The organism is Microbacterium sp. NPDC079176 (assembly GCF_040686675.1).
Lineage (GTDB): Bacteria > Actinomycetota > Actinomycetes > Actinomycetales > Microbacteriaceae > Microbacterium.
Window position 1 is genome coordinate 476,987 of sequence record NZ_JBFBLM010000001.1, and the last position, 18,691, is coordinate 495,677.

General features: G+C 68.9%; 14 protein-coding genes. 6 read left to right on the top strand and 8 right to left on the bottom strand.

The genetic code is table 11. From position 1 onward, the window contains the following. Positions 1-70 precede the first annotated feature (70 nt). Positions 71-1,003 carry a M15 family metallopeptidase gene (locus AB0P11_RS02365; protein ID WP_363519410.1) on the top strand — a complete coding sequence of 311 codons (933 nt, stop codon included), beginning with the start codon at positions 71-73 and terminating at the stop codon, positions 1,001-1,003. A 163-nt stretch (positions 1,004-1,166) separates the two neighbouring features. Next, positions 1,167-2,330: an acyl-CoA dehydrogenase family protein gene (locus tag AB0P11_RS02370; protein WP_053098639.1), complete on the top strand. Its 1,164-nt coding sequence runs from the start codon at positions 1,167-1,169 to the stop codon at positions 2,328-2,330. A gap of 118 nt (positions 2,331-2,448) precedes the next feature. On the opposite strand, the gene AB0P11_RS02375 is transcribed toward AB0P11_RS02370, so the two are convergent. The 5 genes from AB0P11_RS02375 to AB0P11_RS02395 form a co-directional block, all read right to left on the bottom strand. Beyond that, complete coding sequence (locus tag AB0P11_RS02375) at positions 2,449-3,087, bottom strand: ECF transporter S component (RefSeq protein WP_083569260.1); 639 nt, start codon at positions 3,085-3,087, stop codon at positions 2,449-2,451. Continuing rightward, positions 3,084-3,959 carry a siderophore-interacting protein gene (locus tag AB0P11_RS02380; protein ID WP_363519415.1) on the bottom strand — a complete coding sequence of 292 codons (876 nt, stop codon included), beginning with the start codon at positions 3,957-3,959 and terminating at the stop codon, positions 3,084-3,086. The genes AB0P11_RS02375 and AB0P11_RS02380 overlap by 4 nt, the downstream gene beginning before the upstream one ends. Before the next feature lie 12 nt (positions 3,960-3,971). Further along, positions 3,972-4,790: an energy-coupling factor transporter transmembrane component T gene (locus AB0P11_RS02385; RefSeq protein WP_295103053.1), complete on the bottom strand. Its 819-nt coding sequence runs from the start codon at positions 4,788-4,790 to the stop codon at positions 3,972-3,974. Further along, positions 4,787-6,538: an ABC transporter ATP-binding protein gene (locus AB0P11_RS02390; protein ID WP_363519419.1), complete on the bottom strand. Its 1,752-nt coding sequence runs from the start codon at positions 6,536-6,538 to the stop codon at positions 4,787-4,789. The genes AB0P11_RS02385 and AB0P11_RS02390 overlap by 4 nt, the downstream gene beginning before the upstream one ends. 99 nt (positions 6,539-6,637) lie before the next feature. Beyond that, complete coding sequence (locus AB0P11_RS02395) at positions 6,638-7,180, bottom strand: ECF transporter S component (RefSeq protein ID WP_056276581.1); 543 nt, start codon at positions 7,178-7,180, stop codon at positions 6,638-6,640. Between the two features lie 145 nt (positions 7,181-7,325). Between AB0P11_RS02395 and AB0P11_RS02400 the strand changes: the two genes are divergently transcribed. After that, positions 7,326-10,382 (top strand): S8 family peptidase, encoded by a 3,057-nt coding sequence (locus AB0P11_RS02400; protein WP_363519422.1) that lies wholly within the window; start codon positions 7,326-7,328, stop codon positions 10,380-10,382. 126 nt (positions 10,383-10,508) lie between these two features. Here AB0P11_RS02400 and AB0P11_RS02405 read toward each other — a convergent pair whose 3' ends face one another. Then, positions 10,509-11,426, bottom strand: a complete 918-nt coding sequence (locus AB0P11_RS02405; protein WP_072590653.1) for a pirin family protein — start codon at positions 11,424-11,426, stop codon at positions 10,509-10,511. Continuing rightward, on the bottom strand, positions 11,426-11,743 hold the full coding sequence (locus AB0P11_RS02410) for a GNAT family N-acetyltransferase (protein WP_056276588.1): 318 nt from the start codon (positions 11,741-11,743) through the stop codon (positions 11,426-11,428). Before AB0P11_RS02410 ends, AB0P11_RS02405 begins: the two co-directional genes overlap by 1 nt. A gap of 90 nt (positions 11,744-11,833) precedes the next feature. On the opposite strand from AB0P11_RS02410, the gene recQ reads away from it, so the two are divergent. Then, the gene (gene recQ / locus AB0P11_RS02415) at positions 11,834-13,894 is read left to right on the top strand and encodes a DNA helicase RecQ (RefSeq protein ID WP_363519427.1); all 2,061 of its coding nucleotides are present in this window, start codon (positions 11,834-11,836) and stop codon (positions 13,892-13,894) included. A gap of 13 nt (positions 13,895-13,907) precedes the next feature. On the opposite strand, the gene AB0P11_RS02420 is transcribed toward recQ, so the two are convergent. Continuing rightward, complete coding sequence (locus AB0P11_RS02420; RefSeq protein WP_320489722.1) at positions 13,908-15,179, bottom strand: TetR/AcrR family transcriptional regulator; 1,272 nt, start codon at positions 15,177-15,179, stop codon at positions 13,908-13,910. 137 nt (positions 15,180-15,316) lie between these two features. On the opposite strand from AB0P11_RS02420, the gene AB0P11_RS02425 reads away from it, so the two are divergent. Further along, on the top strand, positions 15,317-16,615 hold the full coding sequence (locus AB0P11_RS02425; protein WP_056276597.1) for an MFS transporter: 1,299 nt from the start codon (positions 15,317-15,319) through the stop codon (positions 16,613-16,615). Between the two features lie 2 nt (positions 16,616-16,617). Continuing rightward, entirely contained in the window at positions 16,618-18,378 is a 1,761-nt protein-coding gene (locus AB0P11_RS02430) for a glycoside hydrolase family 3 N-terminal domain-containing protein (protein WP_363519431.1), read from the top strand. Positions 18,379-18,691 lie beyond the last annotated feature (313 nt).

Sequence of the window (18,691 nt, forward strand, 5' to 3'; positions counted from 1 at the left end):
ACATAAAGACGATACTCCGTCAACCGAGCGTGTGAATTCTGTTCGAATGGACATGAGGGACAATGGAAGCATGTTCTTCCCGCCGCAGCCTCAGCATGCGGCGCCGCGCTCCCCGATCCGCGGACCCGCACTGCCCATCGGTCTCGCGGCGACGGCGATCGGCGTCCTGCTGTCGCTGGCCGGTGCGCCGGTGGCCGAGACGACCGACGAGCTGGCGATGCCGCAGCCGTCCGTCGTGCAGGAGGTGCCGGCGGTCGAGGTCGGTGCGACCACCGCTGCCGATCCGTGTTCGGAGCCGAGCGTGCTCGAGGCGATAGCCGTCGCCGACGATGCGGCGATCATCGCCGGCTTCGGGGGTGGCGAGAGCTTCCGTTCCGCTGTCGTGGCGGGCAACGCACCCTGCATCGCGCTCGACGACCCGGCTCACGTCTGGGTCGTCGTCAACAAGGCGCGTCCGCTCGCTCCGGTCTCCTTCGCGCCGTCGGCGCTCGCCGACCTTCCGCTGCAGATGACCACCCGCTCCGGTCAGGCGCGGACGGACGTCGCCGCGGCGGTCGGAGAGATGGCGGATGCGGCGGCCGCCGAGGGCGCGGGGCGCATCGGAGCGAACAACGGCTACCGATCGTATGAGCTGCAGGTCGTGACCCACGCCTCGCATGTGCGCAACAGCGGGCAGGCGGGAGCGGACGCCTCGTCGGCGCGTGCCGGTCACAGCGAGCATCAGACGGGGCTGGCGCTCGATCTCGTGGCGTGCGATTCGTCGTGCGGAGCCATCGAGTCGTTCGGCGCGACGGTGCAGGGGGAGTGGATCGCGGCGAACGCCTGGGAGTACGGCTTCATCGTGCGCTACGAGCAGGTCGGCTCCGGCATCACCGGATACAAGCCCGAGCCCTGGCACCTGCGATATCTCGGACGCGAGCTCGCGGCGGCGTATCACCACGGCGGGTATCACACGCTGGAGGAGTTCTTCGGGCTCCCCGCGGCCCCTGATTACGCCCACTGAGCGCAGTGGCAGCGGCGCGTGTGCGACCGCATTGCGGCATCCGACAATCGCGGTACCGAGTCTCACGGATTGTGGGATGCATTCTCACAACGAGCTGTCGCGGTGTCGGCGACCCGGCATAGAATCGCCGGAGCAATGACGCACGAACGTTCGGGAGGACGCAATGGAACGCGACATCTACGAAGAGGATCACGAGGCCTTCCGCGACCTCGTCAAGGACTTCGTCAAGCGCCACGTGAACAACGAGGCCATCGAGCGGTGGGATGCCGCGGGTGAGATCGACCGGGCGACGATGCTGGCCGCGGGCGAGGCCGGTCTGATCGGACTGTCCGTCCCCGAGGAGTTCGGCGGTGCCGGCATGCTGCAGGACTACCGCTTCCGCACCATCGTCATGGAGGAGGTCATCGCTTCCGGAGCAGGGTCGCTCGCCGGTGCGTTCGGCATCCAGGACGACCTCGCCGTGCCCTACCTCGTGCACATGGGCACGCAGGAGCAGAAGGAGAAGTGGCTGCCCCGCATGGCCACGGGCGAGGTGCTCGGTGCGCTCGCCATGACCGACCCCGGCGCGGGCTCTGACCTGCGCGGCATCAAGACCAACGCGAAGAAGGTCGACGGGGGCTACATCCTCAACGGCGCCAAGACGTTCATCTCGTCGGGCTCGACGGCCGACGTCGTGGTGACCTTCGTCAAGACCGGTGAGGGCAACCGTCCCGACGCGTTCAGCCTGCTGCTCGTCGAGAAGGGCATGGAGGGCTTCGATCAGGGCAAGAAGCTCAGCAAGATGGGCTTCCACGGCTGGGACACGGCCGAGCTCAGCTTCACCGACGTGTTCATCCCCGACGAGAACCTCATCAGCGGCAAGGAGGGGCAGGGCTTCATCCAACTGATGCTGAACCTGCCGCTCGAGCGGCTGTCGATCGGCGTGGCCGCGGCCGCTGCCGCCCAGGCCGCCCTCGACTGGACCGTCGCCTACACGAAGGACCGTGAGGCGTTCGGTGAGCGCATCGCCGACTTCCAGAACACCCGCTTCCGGCTCGCCGACATGGCGGCGACCACCGACGCGATGTGGGCGTACATCGACCGTGCGCTGCTCGCCTACAAGAACAGCACCCTCACCGCCGAGGACGCTGCGAAGGTCAAGTTCTGGGCGACCGAGCGCGAGTGGGAGGTGCTCGACACGGGTGTGCAGCTGCACGGCGGCTACGGCTACATCATGGAGTACCCGATCGCCCGCGCCTTCACCGACGCCCGCGTGCACCGCATCTACGGCGGCACGAACGAGATCATGCGCGACCTCGTCGGCCGCCAGATCGTCGGCAAGCGCTGACGAACCTCTCAGAGAAGGGCCCCGGATGCCGGCATCCGGGGCCCTTCTCCTGTCGATGGCACGGCTGACCGCATGAAACGGGCCTGCAGGCGCGCAGGCGGACACGAGCCAGCGCGGGTCAGCGGGGCAGCCGGCCACCGACGCCGGCCTTGCGCAGCCGATCGGCGATGAGGATGCCGAGTGCGGTGGCGCCGAGGCAGCTGCCGAGGGTCACGGCGAAGAAGGTGATCTGGAGGGGAAGCCCGAAGCTGCCGAGATCGAACGAGGCCCAGGCGAGGATCGGGTAGACGATGCCGACGATCAGTGCCCCGAGGTAGTGCAGCCAGGTTCCCCAGTAGCGCCAGAGGACGAACAGGAACGGCAGCTCGGTGAACGCCGCCCACCAGAGGTTGGTGGCCACGCTGCTGAAGCCGTAGCCCGAGAACGGCACGATCACGAGCCCGGCCAGCAGGCCCACCAGCAGGCCGACGAGTGGGCGCCGCAGCAGGCGGAGGGCGATCACCGAGGGGAGCAGCCAGAGGCCGGCCAGCGCCACGCTCACGAAGGGCAGGCCGGGGAAGAGGATCGTCGAGATCCAGTTCGCCGGGGCGAGGAGCGCGCCACCGGCGACTCCGAGTGCCGCGCACGTCAGCAGGATCGCCGTCGGGATGCGGAATCGCGAGCGTCCGCCGCCGGTGCGGGGTCGATTCTGCACCTCGGAGCCCGATTCGCGGTGCGTTTCCGACCCCGCACCGTTCACAGCATCCGCGCCGCTCATGCGAGGGGCTCCGCCGCAGCCTCGCGGGCCGCCTTCGAGGTGGGCGAGGCCGCGCCGATCTTCCAGTAGCCGCAGAAGCTCACGTCGTTCTTGTCGACACCGCGCTCGCCGACGAGATGCTTGCGTGCACCCGAGGCCAGCGACTGCTCGCCCGCGGCGTACGCGTGGAACGGCGCTGCCGGCAGTGTCAGCTCGCGCAGCCGGGCGAGGGCGAACGACCCGGGGTCGAACTCGTGCGGCCGCGCGAGCCAGATGATCTCGACGCCGGCGGGGTGCGGGAACTCCAGAGCGTCGGCCTCGGACGGCACCTCGATGATCGCCGTTCCCGTCGCGTCCGCAGGCAGTGACGCGCAGATCGAGGCGATCGCGGGGAGCGCCGTCTCATCGCCGACCAGCACCACGCGATCCGTTCCGCGCTGCGGGTTGAACGTGAGGCCCTCGTCGATGATGAGCACGTGCTCGCCGGGTTCGCAGGTCTCCGCCCAGCGTGACGCGGGGCCGGCCGTGCCGTCGGCCGCAGACCCGTGCAGCACGAAGTCGACGTCGATCTCGGCGCCCGACTCGGCGGTGGCCGCCCGGTACGCGCGCACGCTGTAGTTGCGCATGACCGGGCGCTCGCCGTCGGGGATCCGCAGGAACCTGAGGTATCCGAACATCTTGTTCGCCTTCGCGGGAACGCGGTCGAGCCCCGCATCGCCGCCGATCGGCAGGAACAGGCGGAACCACTGGTCGAAGCCCATCGGGAGGAACTTCTCGATCTCACCGCCTCCGAGCGTGACCCTCATCCAGTGCTCGGAGAGGCGCTCGGTGCGCAGCACGCTGAGATGGAGGAGTTCGGCGGTCTCGGGCTTGACCAGTCTGCTGTATGCCATGCGGGGCGCCTTTCAGGGCAGCTGCCAGGGGAAGAAGAGCATGAAGATCGCGGCGGATGCGGCGATCGAGGCGACGATGAAGACGGTGTCTCGGATGCGGAACGGCACGAGGTGCCTCTCGGTGCGCGTCGAGTGCGCGCCGAAGGCCCGCGAGTCCATGGCCAGGGCCACGCGCTCGGCGTGGCGGATCGCACCCGCGAGCAGCGGAACGATGTATCCCCAGCCGCGAGCGATGCGCGCGAAGGGACTGCTGCCCCCGTGGTGCCCTCGCACGCGATGCGCGGCTCTGATCACCGCGAGCTCATGCCCGAAGCGCGGCACGAAGCGGAACGCGGCCAGGGCCGTGTAGCCGATGCGGTAGGGCACCCGCAGCTGCTGCACGCTGGCGCGCACGAGGTCGGGGCCGGTCGTGGTCAGGCCGCCGATGAGTGCGAGGGAGACGATCGCGCCGAGCCGCAGAGCCGTGGCGAAGCCGATCGCGAGGGCGCCCTCGCGCAGCGTCCAGTCGCCGAGCTGCACCACGGCAGCGGTGTCGCGCACGATCTCGGCGTCGACCCACAGCGAGAACCCGAGCCCGATGGCGATCATGCCGATCGGGAGTGCGAGGAACAGCACCGCGGCGATGCGCCAGGTCACCCGCGATCCGAGGACGATCACCGCGAGGGACAGTGCCAGGAAGGCGGCGGGCGTGGCGAGATCGCGCACGAAGATCAGCAGCACCATGGCCGGGGCGACTCCCGCGACCTTCGCCAGCGGATTGAGCGCATACAGGAACTGGCGCCGAGACGATGCCGACATCGCGGCATACGGGTCGAAGGCGTGGGCGGTCATGCGATCGCCCGTCCCGCTGCGGCGAGCACGCGCTGCAGCGCCGGAAGGCGGAGCCCTGCCTCGACGAACGGCGTCTCGTCGGCGAAGAGCGCGTCGGTGCGATCGGCGGCGTGCACGTGACCGTCTTTCAGGATCACCGTGTGCGACGTGTGCTCGGCGACGAGCTGCAGGTCATGGGTCACGATGACGATCGTCGTCCCCTCGTCACGCAGGTCGTGCAGCAGAGTGAGGAGCTCGGACGCCCGTGCACGATCCTGGCCGAAGGTCGGTTCGTCGAGGGCGAGCACCCGCGGGCGGGTGATCAGGGCCGTGCCGACCGAGAGGCGGCGCTTCTCGCCGCCCGAGAGCAGGAACGGATGCACATCGGCCTTCGCCTCGAGGCCGAAGCGCATCAGCATGGCGTCGACGCGCTCGCGCGTCTCGGCATCCGGGGTGTGCCGCAGCCGAAGTCCGTGCGCGAGCTCGTCGAACACGGTGTGCGCGATGAACTGGTGCTCCGGGTTCTGGAACACGAACCCGATGCGGCTCGAGAGCTCGCGCGGCGAGGCCGACCCGGGGTCCATGCCGTCGACCGTGACCTGCCGCCGGGGCGGCGGGACGACACCGGCGAGCGCCTGCAGAAGGGTGGTCTTTCCGGCGCCGTTGGTCCCGACGATCGCCGTCAGGGTTCCCGCCTCGATGTCGAGGTCGATGCCGTGCAGGATCTCCGTGCGGTGACGACGAACCGTCAGCCCGCGGGCGCGGACGATCGGAGTGGCTGCACGGTCTGCCGCATCCGTCATTCCTCCGTGCGTCTGCAGGACCGACGCACGGATGCCGGAGGAGACAGCGGTATCCGGTCCTGCATCCGTGCCGTGGTCCTGCACACCGGACGGGTCAGGAGTGTCGGATGCCGCCGCCAGTGCCGCGGCGAGCTCCTCGGGTGTCAATGGAAGGTCGTCGAGATGCAGTGTTCCGGCATCCCGCATCCGCAGCGCCGCGAGTGTCGCCGCAGGCAGCCAGACACCCATCTCGACGAGCTCCGCCGCGTGCTCCCGGATGATCCGGGCCGGCGGTCCGTCGAAGACGACCCGCCCTGCGCGGTCGAGCACGATCGTGCGGGTCAGGAACCCCATCGCGGCGTCGAGATTGTGCTCGACGAGCAGGATGCCGCGGTCGCCCGCTGCGATCACGTCGGTCAGTGCGGCGTAGACGTCGTCGATGCCCTGCGGATCGAGGTTCGCGGTCGGCTCGTCGAGCACGATCAGGGGCGACCCCATCGCCAGCGCGCACGCGATCGCGAGACGCTGACGCCCGCCGCCGGACAGGCGATCGGGGTTCTCATCGCGCCGCTCCCACAGGCCGACACGGCGCAGTGCGTCTTCGGTTCTCGTGCGCACCTCGTCGAGCGACAGCAGCAGGTTCTCGGGGCCGAAGGCGACCTCGTCGTAGACCGTGCCGGTGACGATCTGGGCGTCCGGGTCCTGGAAGACCATCGCGACGTGGGTGCTCAGCGATGCGGTGTCGGCATCCGCCGTGCTGACTCCGCCGGCCTCGACCGATCCCGTCATGGTCGCGGGCACGGCGTGCGGGATCAGCCCGTTGAGCGCGAGCGTGAGCGTCGACTTGCCCGAACCCGAAGGGCCGAGCAGCAGCACCACCTCGCCGGCATCGATGTCGAAGGTGACGCCCCGCGGCGAGGGGTGCACAGCATCGGCGTGGGTGATCGAGAGGTCACGCACGCGGAGGAGAGGCGCAGATGAGCGCACGGCATAACCCCGGTTTCAGCGGATCGGTACCGTTCTAACTTAGCTGAGCCTTACCTGATCTGCACAGGCCGGACGGCTCGGAAAGGTCGGACGCCGTGATCAGCGCCGAGCGACGCCTGCGCGGCTGAGAGACGATCCGATCGCGAGTCCTGCTGCGGTCCACGCGATCGGACCGAGCACCGCGATCACGAGGTAGGAGATCTCCGCCCACAGCGGGAAGGTCGCGAGGTCGACGGCGAAGAACACCACGACGGCCACGATGACCCCGATGATCGCTGCGGAGATGAAGAAGCGCCAAGGGCCCCAGGAGCGGTAGCGGGTGAGCGCGGCGATGCCCTCCTGGATCGCCCCGAACAGCAGTGCGGTGCCGATGAAGCGCAGCGTCCAGGCGGGATTGAACGCGCTCGAGATGAGGGCGGCGAACACGTGCGTGACGAGGGCCACGAAGGGGCGGCGCAGCACCTCCTGAGCGATGATCCCCGGCAGCACGTGCGAGCCGAGCACGAGTCCGTAGAGATACGGAGCGCCCACGATGACGACCGGCGTGATGAGCCCCGCGATCCCCCCGAGGATGCCCGTGGCGACGCCGATCGCGGCGCAGACCAGCAGCACGCGGGTCGTCAGAACGGGGGAGGGGGCCACCCCTCCAGCCTACTGTCGACCATTGTCGACACGGCTGGCCGTTCGTCCAGGAATAATCCCCGACCCTGGTGTGTGGACGGAAGCCGGGCGTAGCTTGAACGGCGGTGCGGCACCGCAGTCGCACCGTGATCATCGGGAGAAGCACATGGGTCGAACACCCCTCCGGATGGCAGCGGCCACCACCCTGGCAACGCTGTTCATCGCATCGACGGCAACCGCAGGCTACGCAGGCACGGAGGAGGTGACAAACCCCACTCCGGTCGACGGCACGCCCGGTCACTACATCGTCGTGCTGAAGTCCGATCCGCTCGCGAGCTACACCGGCGACGTCAACGGGCTCAAGGCCACCAAGCCCGCCGAAGGCGAGCAGCTCGAGACGCAGTCGCAGGATTCGCAGCGTTACGTGCAGCACCTCGAGGCCGAGCAGCAGACGGTCGCGCAGGAGGCGGGAGTCACTCCCGGGATCAGCTACCAGGTCGTGCTCAACGGCTTCAGCGCCGAGCTCACGGGCGCGCAGGTCGACAAGCTGCGGGCGTCGAAGGACGTGTACGACGTCTACCCCGACTTCATCCGTCACCCCGACGCGCAGACCTCGACGGACTTCCTCGGTCTCGGCGATGACAAGAAGGGGCGTGGCGGCGTCTGGCAGCAGACCGGCGGCGTCGACAAGGCCGGCGAGGGCGTGGTCGTGGGTGTCATCGACACGGGCATCGCTCCCGAGCACCCCTCCTTCGAGGGCAAGAAGCTCAAGAAGCAGCCGAAGAACGACAAGCGCCACAAGGGCGGTCAGCCGTACACCGACGGCACCTTCGTCTACTTCGACAAGTCCGACGGCGGCCAGTTCCAGAGCACGATGGTCGAGGCTCAGGAGTGGGACAAGGGCGACTACTCGTCGAAGCTCATCGGAGCCCAGTACTTCTACACCGGTGCTGAGGCGGCCGGATTCGACTTCCAGTACGACTACCTCTCGCCGCGCGACGGTGACGGCCACGGTTCGCACACCGCGAGCACGGCGGCCGGCAACTTCGGCGTGAAGGCCTCGATCGAGGACGTCGACTTCGGCAAGATCTCGGGGGTCGCCCCCGGAGCCAAGGTCGCCGCCTACAAGGCCTGCTACGTCGGGCCCGATGAGGCCGTCACCACCGATGACATCTGCGCGGGCAGCGACCTGATCGCCGCCATCGACCAGGCGGTCGCCGACGGCGTCGACGTGATCAACTACTCGATCGGCGGCGGAGCGGCATCCACCGTGCTCGCCCCCGAGGACATCGCGTTCTTCAACGCGGCGGCAGCCGGCGTCTTCGTCGCCACGAGCGCCGGCAACGACGGTCCCGACTCCGTCACCGCCGACCACGCCTCCCCCTGGTACACCACGGTCGCGGCATCGACGATCCCGACGTGGGAGGGCACCGTGCAGTTCGACGGCTTCGCCCAGGCCGGCGCATCGGTGAGCGTGCCGTTCGGCACGACTGTCACCGGGCCGTCGATCTACGCGGGTGACGCGCCGGCTGCCGGACAGGCTGCCGCCGATGCCGCGTTGTGCCTTCCGGGCACGCTGGATGCGGCGAAGGTCACGGGTCACATCGTGGTCTGCGACCGCGGGGGCAACGCCCGCGCCGAGAAGTCGCAGGTCGTGAAGGATGCCGGCGGCATGGGCGTCGTGCTCGTGAACGTGCCCGGTGGTGCGGACTCGCTCGACAACGACTTCCACGCGGTGCCCACCGTGCACCTCTCGTCCGTGCATCGCGCAGCCGTGCTCGCCTATGTGCAGGGCGGCACCGATCGCCCGATCACGCTCGTCGGCGAGAACACGACCGGTGTCGTGACCCCGGTGCCCCAGATCGCCGGCTTCTCGAGCCGTGGCCCGATGCTCGCCGACGGCAGCGACATCATGAAGCCCGACATCGCAGCCCCCGGCGTCGCGATCCTCGCGGCCACGCAGAACGGGCCCGGAGAGGCGCCGACCTTCGGCATCCTGTCGGGCACGTCGATGGCGTCACCGCACATCGCCGGTCTCGCGGCGCTGTATCTCGGCGAGCGTCCCAACGCGAAGCCGGCTGAGGTCAAGTCGGCCATGATGACGACCGCCTACGACACGGTGAACCCCGACGGCTCGCCCAACAAGGACCCGTTCCAGCAGGGTGCGGGCCAGGTCGACCCGAAGCGCTACTTCAACCCGGGCCTGCTCTACCTGAACGACGTGCCCGACTGGGCCGCGTTCCTCGAGGGCAAGGGTCTGGCGGAGTTCGACGGCGTCGAGCCGATCGACGGCAGCGACCTGAACATCGCATCGTTCTCGATCGGATCGCTCGCGAGCGCGCAGAGCGTCACCCGCACGGTGACGGCGACCGAGAAGGGCACGTTCACGGCATCCGTCGATCTGCCCGGCGTCGACGTGACCGTCGAGCCCTCGACGCTGAAGTTCACCAAGCCCGGCCAGACCGCGACCTACACGGTCACGTTCGACAACCAGAGCGCTCCCGTCGAGCAGTGGGCGACCGGGTCGCTCACCTGGACGAGCAAGAGCAACTCGGTGCGCTCGCCGATCGCGGTCTTCCCCGTGACGGCCGACGCGCCGGCCGAGGTCGAGGGCACCGGAGTCGAGGGGGCGACCACGGTCGAGATCACCCCTGGCGTCGACGGCGCTCTGGCGCTCGGGCTCTCGGGACTCACGCCGTTCAGCCTGCTGGAGGACCCCGACGGCCGTGTCGTCGGACACTCGGGCGATGAGGCGTCGGGCGATGAGAACAAGGACGTGTCGTGGATCGTCGACGTGCCGGAGGGCACGACGCTCTCGCGCTTCGACCTCGACTCGTCGGATGACGCGGGCAGCGACCTCGACCTGACCGTCTACCGGGTCGTGAGCGCCGACGACCTGCGCTACTACGAGCGCTGGCAGTCGGCGACCGGTTCGGCGGATGAGCAGGTCACACTCCCGGCTCCGACGGCGGGCACCTACCTGGTGGTCGCGAACGTCTACTCGACCTCGGCCCCGATGACGTGGGACATGACCTACGCCAACGTGCAGCCCGAGGGCGAAGGGGCGTTCACCGCGACCCCGAACCCGATCGAGGCCGTCCGCGGCCAGGCGACGAGCTACGAGCTGAGCTGGACCGGCCTCACCGCCGGCACCCGGTACCTCGGCCTCGTGCAGTACGGCGAGTCCGCCGTGCGCACGATCGTGACGGTCGACGCGCAGTAGCGATCAGCGCCGGCGCCCCGTGCTCTTCGGAGCGCGAGGCGCCGGCGCGTGCGGTCGCCGCATCGTCGAGGCCGCGTCGAGGCCGCGTCGCGTCGCGCGCGGGGCGCGGTGTCGCAGTCAGAGCCGTCAGATCTTGCGGCCGCGCGGCATCAGCCGCACGTCGGGAAGAGGCGGAGCGGGGATGCGGACGTCGTGCCCTTCGACGACACCGAACCGAGCGGAGGCCGCCTCCCATTCGGTGCGAGCCTCGACGATCTCCTCGTGCGTGCGTCCGGCGAAGTTCCACCACATGACGATCTCGTCCTCGAAGGGCTCGCCGCCGATGAGGAACAGCAGCGCTCCCTGTGTGCTGGACACCTCGACCGAGTCCCTCGAGTCGCCGAGGTACAGCATGTCGTTCGACGACATCCCGTGCGTGGCGACGACGGCATCACCCTCGACGAGCATGAGGCCGTGCTCCCATCCTGAACGCAGGGGCAGGTGCAGACGAGCGCCCGCGGGGATCCGGATCTCCGCGCCGACGATCGGAGTGTGCACGGTGGCCGGCGATGAGGTGCCGGCGAACTCGCCGAGGACGACGGTGGCGGTGGCGTCCTGACCCTCGTCGGCAGGGAGCGGCAGCTGTGGCAGCTCGGTGTGCCGTTCGAAACCGGCAGCACCGTGCCGTGCGCTCTCGGGCAGCACCACCCAGAACTGCAGGGCGTCGAGGGGGATCGGATCATCGCCGATCGAGTACTCCGAATGCGAGATGCCGTTGCCGGCGGTCATGAGGTTCAGCTGGCCCCTGCGGAGGTCGGCGTCGCTGCCGACCGAGTCCCGGTGACGGATCTCTCCGACCAGCGGCCAGGTCACGGTCTGCAGCCCGATGTGCGGATGCGGTTCGACCCGCATCCTGGTGTCGGCGGGGCCGAACCGGTCGAGGAAGCACCACGCCCCGATGGTCGGGAGGTTGCGATGCGGCAGCACGCGCAGCACGTTCATCCCGCGCACCCCGCCGAGCGGCACCTCGCGTGGCTCGAGGACGATGCGTCGTTCGCCGATCATCACGCCTCCGTCGGAGCAGCGCCGGGCCGCTTCGGCCAGCGGATCTCGGCGCCCGGGATCTCATGCGTCGTCAGGTACTTCGCGATGTACGGGCAGAGCGGCACGATCGCGTCGCCGGATGCCGCGGCATCCGTCAGGGCGCGCTCAGCGAGGATCCCCGCGAGTCCCTGACCCTGGAACGCGGGGTCGATCTCGGTGTGGATGAAGCGGATCGCGCTCGGACGCAGCTCGAACTCGGCGAAGCCGGCGAGCGTCTCATCCGAGTGGATCTCGTAGCGGGAGGCGTCGTCGTTGCGGGTGACGGTGATGTCGGTCATCGGGGCTCCTTCGGGCGTCTGCGACAAACCTACGCCCGCTGAGCGTCCACAGGCGCGGCCGACGTCGGCGGGGGTCGTTACGCTGGAGGGATGCCGCAGACTCCCCGTGACCCGTACGAGGATCTGCCCTACGCCGACGAGCCGTGGGACGGCGCAGGGTGGGAGCCCTCCGAGCCGCCCGAGCCGATGGACTGGGAGCCGCAGGGCGCCGGGTACGAGCCGCCGCTCGACTGGGGCCAGGGCCCCGTGACACCGGTCGGATCGGCGTCCGCGCGGTCATCCGCACGCTCGTCTGCTCCCGGGGTGAAGGCGACGGCCGCGCGACAGGCGGCCCCCAGCCGATACGCGACTGCGGCCGAGGCGCTGCACACGGTCTTCGGCTACGACGAGTTCCGCGGCGATCAGGCCGCGATCGTCGATCAGGTCATCTCGGGCGGTGACGCTGTCGTGCTCATGCCCACCGGCGGCGGCAAGAGCGTCACCTATCAGGTGCCCGCACTCGTGCGCGAGGGCACCGGCCTCGTGATCAGCCCGCTCATCGCTCTCATGCACGACCAGGTCGACGCGCTCCGGGCCAACGGCGTCAACGCCGCCTATCTCAACTCGACCCAGGCGATCGAAGAGCGGCGCGAGGTCGAACGGGCGTACGTCGCCGGCGAACTCGACCTCATCTACGTCGCCCCCGAGCGGCTGTCCTCGCCGCAGACGACCGCCCTGCTGCAGCGCGGCACGCTCAGCGTCATCGCGATCGACGAGGCGCACTGCGTGTCGCAGTGGGGTCATGACTTCCGCCCCGACTACCTCGCACTCGGCGATCTGGGCGAGCGGTTCCCCGGTGTTCCGCGCATGGCGCTCACGGCCACCGCCACCCGGGCGACGCACAAGGAGCTCACCGAGCGACTGCGTCTCGACGCCGCCCAGCACTACGTGGCCAGCTTCGACCGGCCCAACATCCAGTATCGGATCGTGCCCAAGGTCGATCCGCGCAAGCAGCTCGTCTCGTTCATCCGCGCGCAGCCGGAGGGCTCGGTCGGCATCGTCTACGCGCTGAGCCGGAAGTCCGTCGAGCAGACCGCGACCTATCTCGCCGCTCAGGGCTTCGACGCGCTGCCGTATCACGCCGGTCTTCCGGCCGAGGTGCGCGCGAAGAACCAGTCCCGGTTCCTGCGCGAGGACGGCGTCGTGATGGTCGCGACGATCGCCTTCGGCATGGGAATCGACAAGCCCGATGTGCGCTTCGTCGCTCACATCGACCTGCCGAAGTCCGTCGAGGGCTACTACCAGGAGACCGGTCGCGCGGGCCGTGACGGCGAGCCGTCGATCGCCTGGATGGCGTACGGCCTGGGCGACGTGGTGCAGCAGCGCCGCATGATCGACCAGAGCCCGGGCGATCGCACGTTCAAGATGCGCCTGGGGCAGCACCTCGACGCGATGCTCGCGCTGTGCGAGACGGTCGAGTGCCGCCGCCAGAACCTTCTCGGCTACTTCGGGCAGGACTCGCAGCCGTGCGGCAACTGCGACACGTGCCTCGACGAGACCGAGACCTTCGACGGCCTGATCCCGGCACAGAAGCTGCTCTCGACGATCGTGCGGCTCAAGCGCGAGCGCAATCAGGCCTTCGGAGCCGGGCATCTGATCGACATCCTCCGCGGAGCCTCGACCGAGCGCATCCGTCAGCAGGGGCACGAGAAGCTCGCGACCTATGGAATCGGCGCCGACCTCTCCGACCAGGACTGGCGCAGCGTCGTCCGCCAGCTGCTCGCACGGGGGATCATCGTGGCGCAGGGCGACTACGGCACGCTCGCTCCGGGCGAGCAGTCGGCCGGCGTGCTGAAGGGCGAGACCCCGGTGCCGTTGCGCAAGGACACGATCGGACGCCCCGCTTCGTCGCCGCGGGCACGCAAGGCGAGTGCGGCGGACGCGCTCGATCAGTCCGACCGCCCGCTCTTCGAGGCGCTGCGGGCGTGGCGCGCCGAGACGGCGCGCGAGCAGGGCGTTCCGGCGTACATCGTCTTCGGCGATGCGACGCTGCGTGCGCTCGCCGAGCATCGTCCGGCTTCGCTGGCCGACCTCGACGGGATCACGGGGATCGGCGCCAAGAAGCGGGATGCCTACGGCGAGGGAGTGCTCACCGTCATCGCGGCCGGCTGACGCAGGGCGCCGTTCAGCTCGGCAGCACGTCTTCGAGATGCGCGCGCAGGTGGGCGCCGACGTCGACGGCCCCGCGGTCGTAGAGCCACTGGTACTGCAGGCCGTCCCACAGGGCGATCAGCCAGATCGCCTCGTGCTCGGGGTCGCGGTGCTCGGGCAGATCGCCGTCGATGCGGGCGAGACGGAACAGCTCGGTGAAGTAGTCGATCGCCTGGGAGAACCGCGTGGCGAAGTAGTCGTGCGCAGGGTGCATGGCCGGCACCGCTTCGCAGGAGAGCACCGCGTAGACCTCGATGAGGCCGGGCTCGTCGAGGGCGCTCACCCGTGCTCCGAGCGGGATCGCGCGCAGCGCGTCGGCGGCTCGCTCGGCATGGGTGGACTCGCTGCGCACACGGATCGCGCTGTCGCGCTCGGAGAGCACCGCGCTGAGCAGCAGTTCCTTCGACGGGTAGTGGTGGAGCAGAGTGGACTTCGAGACGCCGACAGCCTGAGCGATGTCCCGAAGACTGGTGTCCCCGTAGCCGTCCTGGGAGAACAGGCGTGAGGCGTCGGCGAGGATCTGCGCGCGGCGGCGCCGTCCCACCTCGTATCCCGGGGAGTCGTCGACGGCGGGCTCTCCGAACACCGGCGGCAGGGGGCCGGCAGCGGTCGGAGAAGGGTCGGGGCTGTCGGCATCCCGCCACCCGTAGGGCAGTGCCCACAGGGCTTCGCGCTCCTCGAGCATCTGCACGACGTCGACCCGCTCGGGCAGATACTGAGAGATCAGCTGCAGCCCGTCCCAGCCCGCGCTGTGACGCACGGACTCGTCCGCGACGTCGCGGTCGGCGCCGATCGTCCCATGCAGCGCCGCATCTTCGAGGACATCCGTGCTGAGGCGGTGCAGGCGTGCATACCGCTGGCGCATCCGCTCGTGCGCCGGGTGTCCGGAGGCGGATGCTTCCCCGGTGAGCGCGGCGAAGAGCTCGAGGTAGCCGGGGGTGCGCGCGTTGCGTCGAGCCACGTCCGCGAAGATCAGTTCACCGGAATCGGATGCCGCAGCGAGCAGGTCGAATGCCCGTTCGTTGTCGTCCTCGAAACCGGCGACGACCTCGGCGAGCAGGTCGTCCTTCGACGCGAAATGTCCGAGCAGCCCCGGATGGCTCACGGATGCCGCGGCGGCGATGTCGCGCAGGGACGTCGAACGGTATCCGTTCGAGACGAAGAGCTCTCGGGCCGCGTCCACGATCCGCTGACGCGTGGCCGCGGCGCGCGCCTGGCGCGAGCCCGTCGTGGCTGCTGTCGTCATCCCGTCCACCCTTCCCTCTCATTCTCTCTCATTACCAATCGGTAGACATTCACTTACCAATCGGTCGATATTCCGGTATTGTCATCGTCACGTCGTGTCGCAGATGACCGGCGCACCTTGCCCGAAAGGATCCACCCGTGACAGAGCTGTCATCGGCCGCCACCGCGGCCGCCGTAGGAACGACCGGTTTCAAAGTTCCCGGCACCACCCCGCTGAAGACGCCCCGTGGCTACACCCCCGGACTCGCCGCCGTGAACTTCGGCGTCTACCTCGCCCTGCTCACCCCGGTGATGGTGTCGATGGCCTTCAAGATCCAGCGGCTCGACCCCACCAACACCGAGGCGAGCCTCGGACTGGTGATGGGTGTCGGTGCGGCCTTCGCGCTCGTCGCGAATCCCCTCGTCGGTCGCCTCTCCGACCGCACGACCTCGCGGTGGGGCATGCGTCGCCCCTGGATCCTCGGCGGTGCGATCGTCGGTCTCGGCGGCTTCGCGATCATCGGCGCCGCGACCTCGGTGCTCGTCGTTCTTCTCGCGTGGTGCCTCGTGCAGGCATCCATGAACGCCGTGCTCGCGGCGGCCAACGCGACCCTGCCCGATCAGGTGCCGGTCTCGAGCCGTGGCAAGGTGTCGGGCATCATCGGCATCACGACCCCCATCGGCATCCTCGCCGGCAGCTTCATCGTCAACTTCCTCCCCGGCGACTTCGAGCGCTTCTTCGTCCCCGGTGCCATCGCGCTGATCCTCGTCATCGTGTTCGTGCTCACCCTCAAGGACCGTCGTCTCACCGAGAAGCCCGCCACGCGCTTCACGGTCGGCACGTTCTTCGGCTCGTTCGTGTTCAACCCCCGCAAGCACCCCGACTTCGGATGGACCTGGCTCACGAAGTTCTTCGTGATGTTCGGCTACGCGGGCATCGCCACCTTCCTGCCGCTCTACCTGGTGACCAAGTTCCAGCTCGACGAGCAGGGCGCAGTCGGCACGATCCTGATCGCCAACCTCGCCTCCATGGCCGCGATGGCTATCTCCGCGCCGCTCGGCGGATTCCTCTCCGACAAGATCGGCAAGCGCCGGCCGTTCGTCGCGATCGCCGGCGTCATCATGGTCGTGGGCCTCGTGATCCTCGCGATCGCTCCGTCGATCGCCGTCGTCATCGTCGCTCAGGCCATCATCGGACTCGGTGCCGGGTCGTTCCTGTCGGTCGATCTCGCGCTGGCGACCGAAGTGCTGCCCAACCCCGACGACGTGGCGAAGGACCTCGGCGTGCTCAACATCGCCAACGCCCTTCCCCAGTCGATCGCCCCGGCCATCGCGCCGAGCATCATCGCTCTCGGCGCCGCGACGCCGCTGGGCGGCTACACGACCTGGTACCTCTTCGGAGCGCTCGTCGCACTCGCCGGCGCCGTTCTCGTTTACCGCATCAAGGGAGTCAAGTGACCATGACCGACACCGACGTGACCACTGCCCGACCGTGGCTCGACGCGGCCCTGCCGGTCGATGAGAGAGTGCAGCTCCTCCTCGACGAGATGACCGTCGAGGAGAAGGCCGGACTGTTCTTCCACACGATGATCGCGATCGGAGACCTCGATGAGGCGAACCCGATCTTCGGCACACCGAGCGCCCGCGAGTTCATCGACCTCAAGAACATGACGCACTTCAACCTGCTGGGGGCGGCGCCCACCGGGCGAGAGATAGCCGCCTGGCAGAACGAGCTGCAGCGGCTGGCGGCCTCGACCCGGCTCGGCATCCCGGTCACGCTGTCGACCGACCCGCGGCATTCGTTCAGCGAGAATCCCGGGGCGTCGATCCTCGCCGGACCGTTCTCGCAGTGGCCGGAGACCCTGGGTCTCGCAGCCACCCGTGACCCCGAGCTGGTCGAACGGTTCGCAGATATCGCTCGTCAGGAATATACGGCTGTCGGCCTGCGGGTCGCCCTTCACCCGCAGGTCGACCTCGCCACCGAACCGAGGTGGGCGCGGCAGACGGCGACGTTCGGAGAGGACCCCGAATTGACGGGCATTCTGGGAGCGGCATATATCCGCGGGTTCCAGGGCGACTCGTTCGGTCCCGGATCGGTCTCGACCATGACCAAGCACTTCCCCGGCGGCGGGCCGCAGCTCGACGGCGAGGACCCGCACTTCCCGTACGGGCGGGAGCAGGTGTATCCCGGGGGTGCGTTCGACCTGCACCTCAAGCCCTTCGAGGATGCACTGGCCGCCGGCACGCGTCAGATGATGCCGTACTACGGCATGCCCGTCGGCACCGAGTACGAGGAGGTCGGGTTCGGCTTCAACAGGTCGGTGATCACCGGGCTGCTGCGCGAGCGATTCGGGTTCGACGGCCTGGTGTGCACCGATTGGGGTCTGATCAACGATGCGGAGATCTTCGGCCAGCCGTTCCCTGCCCGCGCCTGGGGCGTGGAGCATCTGACGCCGCGAGAGCGGATGCTCAAGGTGCTCGATGCGGGTGTCGATCAGTTCGGTGGCGAGGACTGCCCCGAACTGCTGCTCGGGCTGGTCGCCGAGGGCTCGGTCTCGGAGGAGAGGCTCGACCTCTCCGCGCGACGGATCCTGCGGGAGAAGTTCGAGCTCGGGCTCTTCGAGAACCCGTTCGTCGACGAGGACGCGGCGGACGAGATCGTCGGCAGCGCGGAGTTCCGCGCCGCGGGAGAGGCGGCCCAGCGCGCCTCCGTGACCGTGCTGACGAACGATGGCTCGCTGCCCTTCGCCCCCGGGATCAAGCTCTACGTCGAGGGGATCGAACCATCCGTCGCAGCCGCGTACGGCGACGTCGTGGCGACCGTCGACGAGGCCGACCTGGCGATCCTCCGTCTCCAGGCGCCGTTCGAGCAGCGCGACACGACCTTCGAGAACTTCTTCCATGCGGGGTCGCTCGAGTTCTCCGACGAGGTGCTCGCGCATGTCGCCGCCATCGCCGGAGCCGTGCCGACCGTGGTCGATGTGCTCGCCGATCGACCGCCCATTCTCGAACCGATCGTGGCCGGTGCGGCGGCCGTCACCGCCAACTGGGGTGTCTCAGGGGCGGCGCTGCTCGATGTGCTGAGCGGCGTCGCGAGCGCGCAGGGCAGGCTCCCGTTCGACCTGCCGAGGTCGATGGCCGCGGTCGTCGCCTCGCGACCCGATGTGCCGTTCGACACCGCTGATCCGCTCTTCCGATTCGGCGACGGGCTCGCTCTGTAGCCCTCGCTTCACGCCCTGAACCGCCCCGCAGACCTCGGTCTGCGGGGCGGTTTCGTCGTGTGGCCGGAGTGCGTGTCGCGCCTGCGCGGAGTGCGCTGGACCCCTCATATTCGTCCTGGCAAAAGCGTCCTCGCCAATAGACCTGTGGGCAGGTCTCAATGACCGATGACGAAATGTCTCACCTGATGACGTTTCCTGAAAGATCACTGGACAATCGCTGGACTTAACATTCTCGATCCGGCAATACTGTCTGGACATGCGCTCGGTCGGCACCTGTTGACGCCTGGGGAGGGCCTTGTGACGCGGAACATCT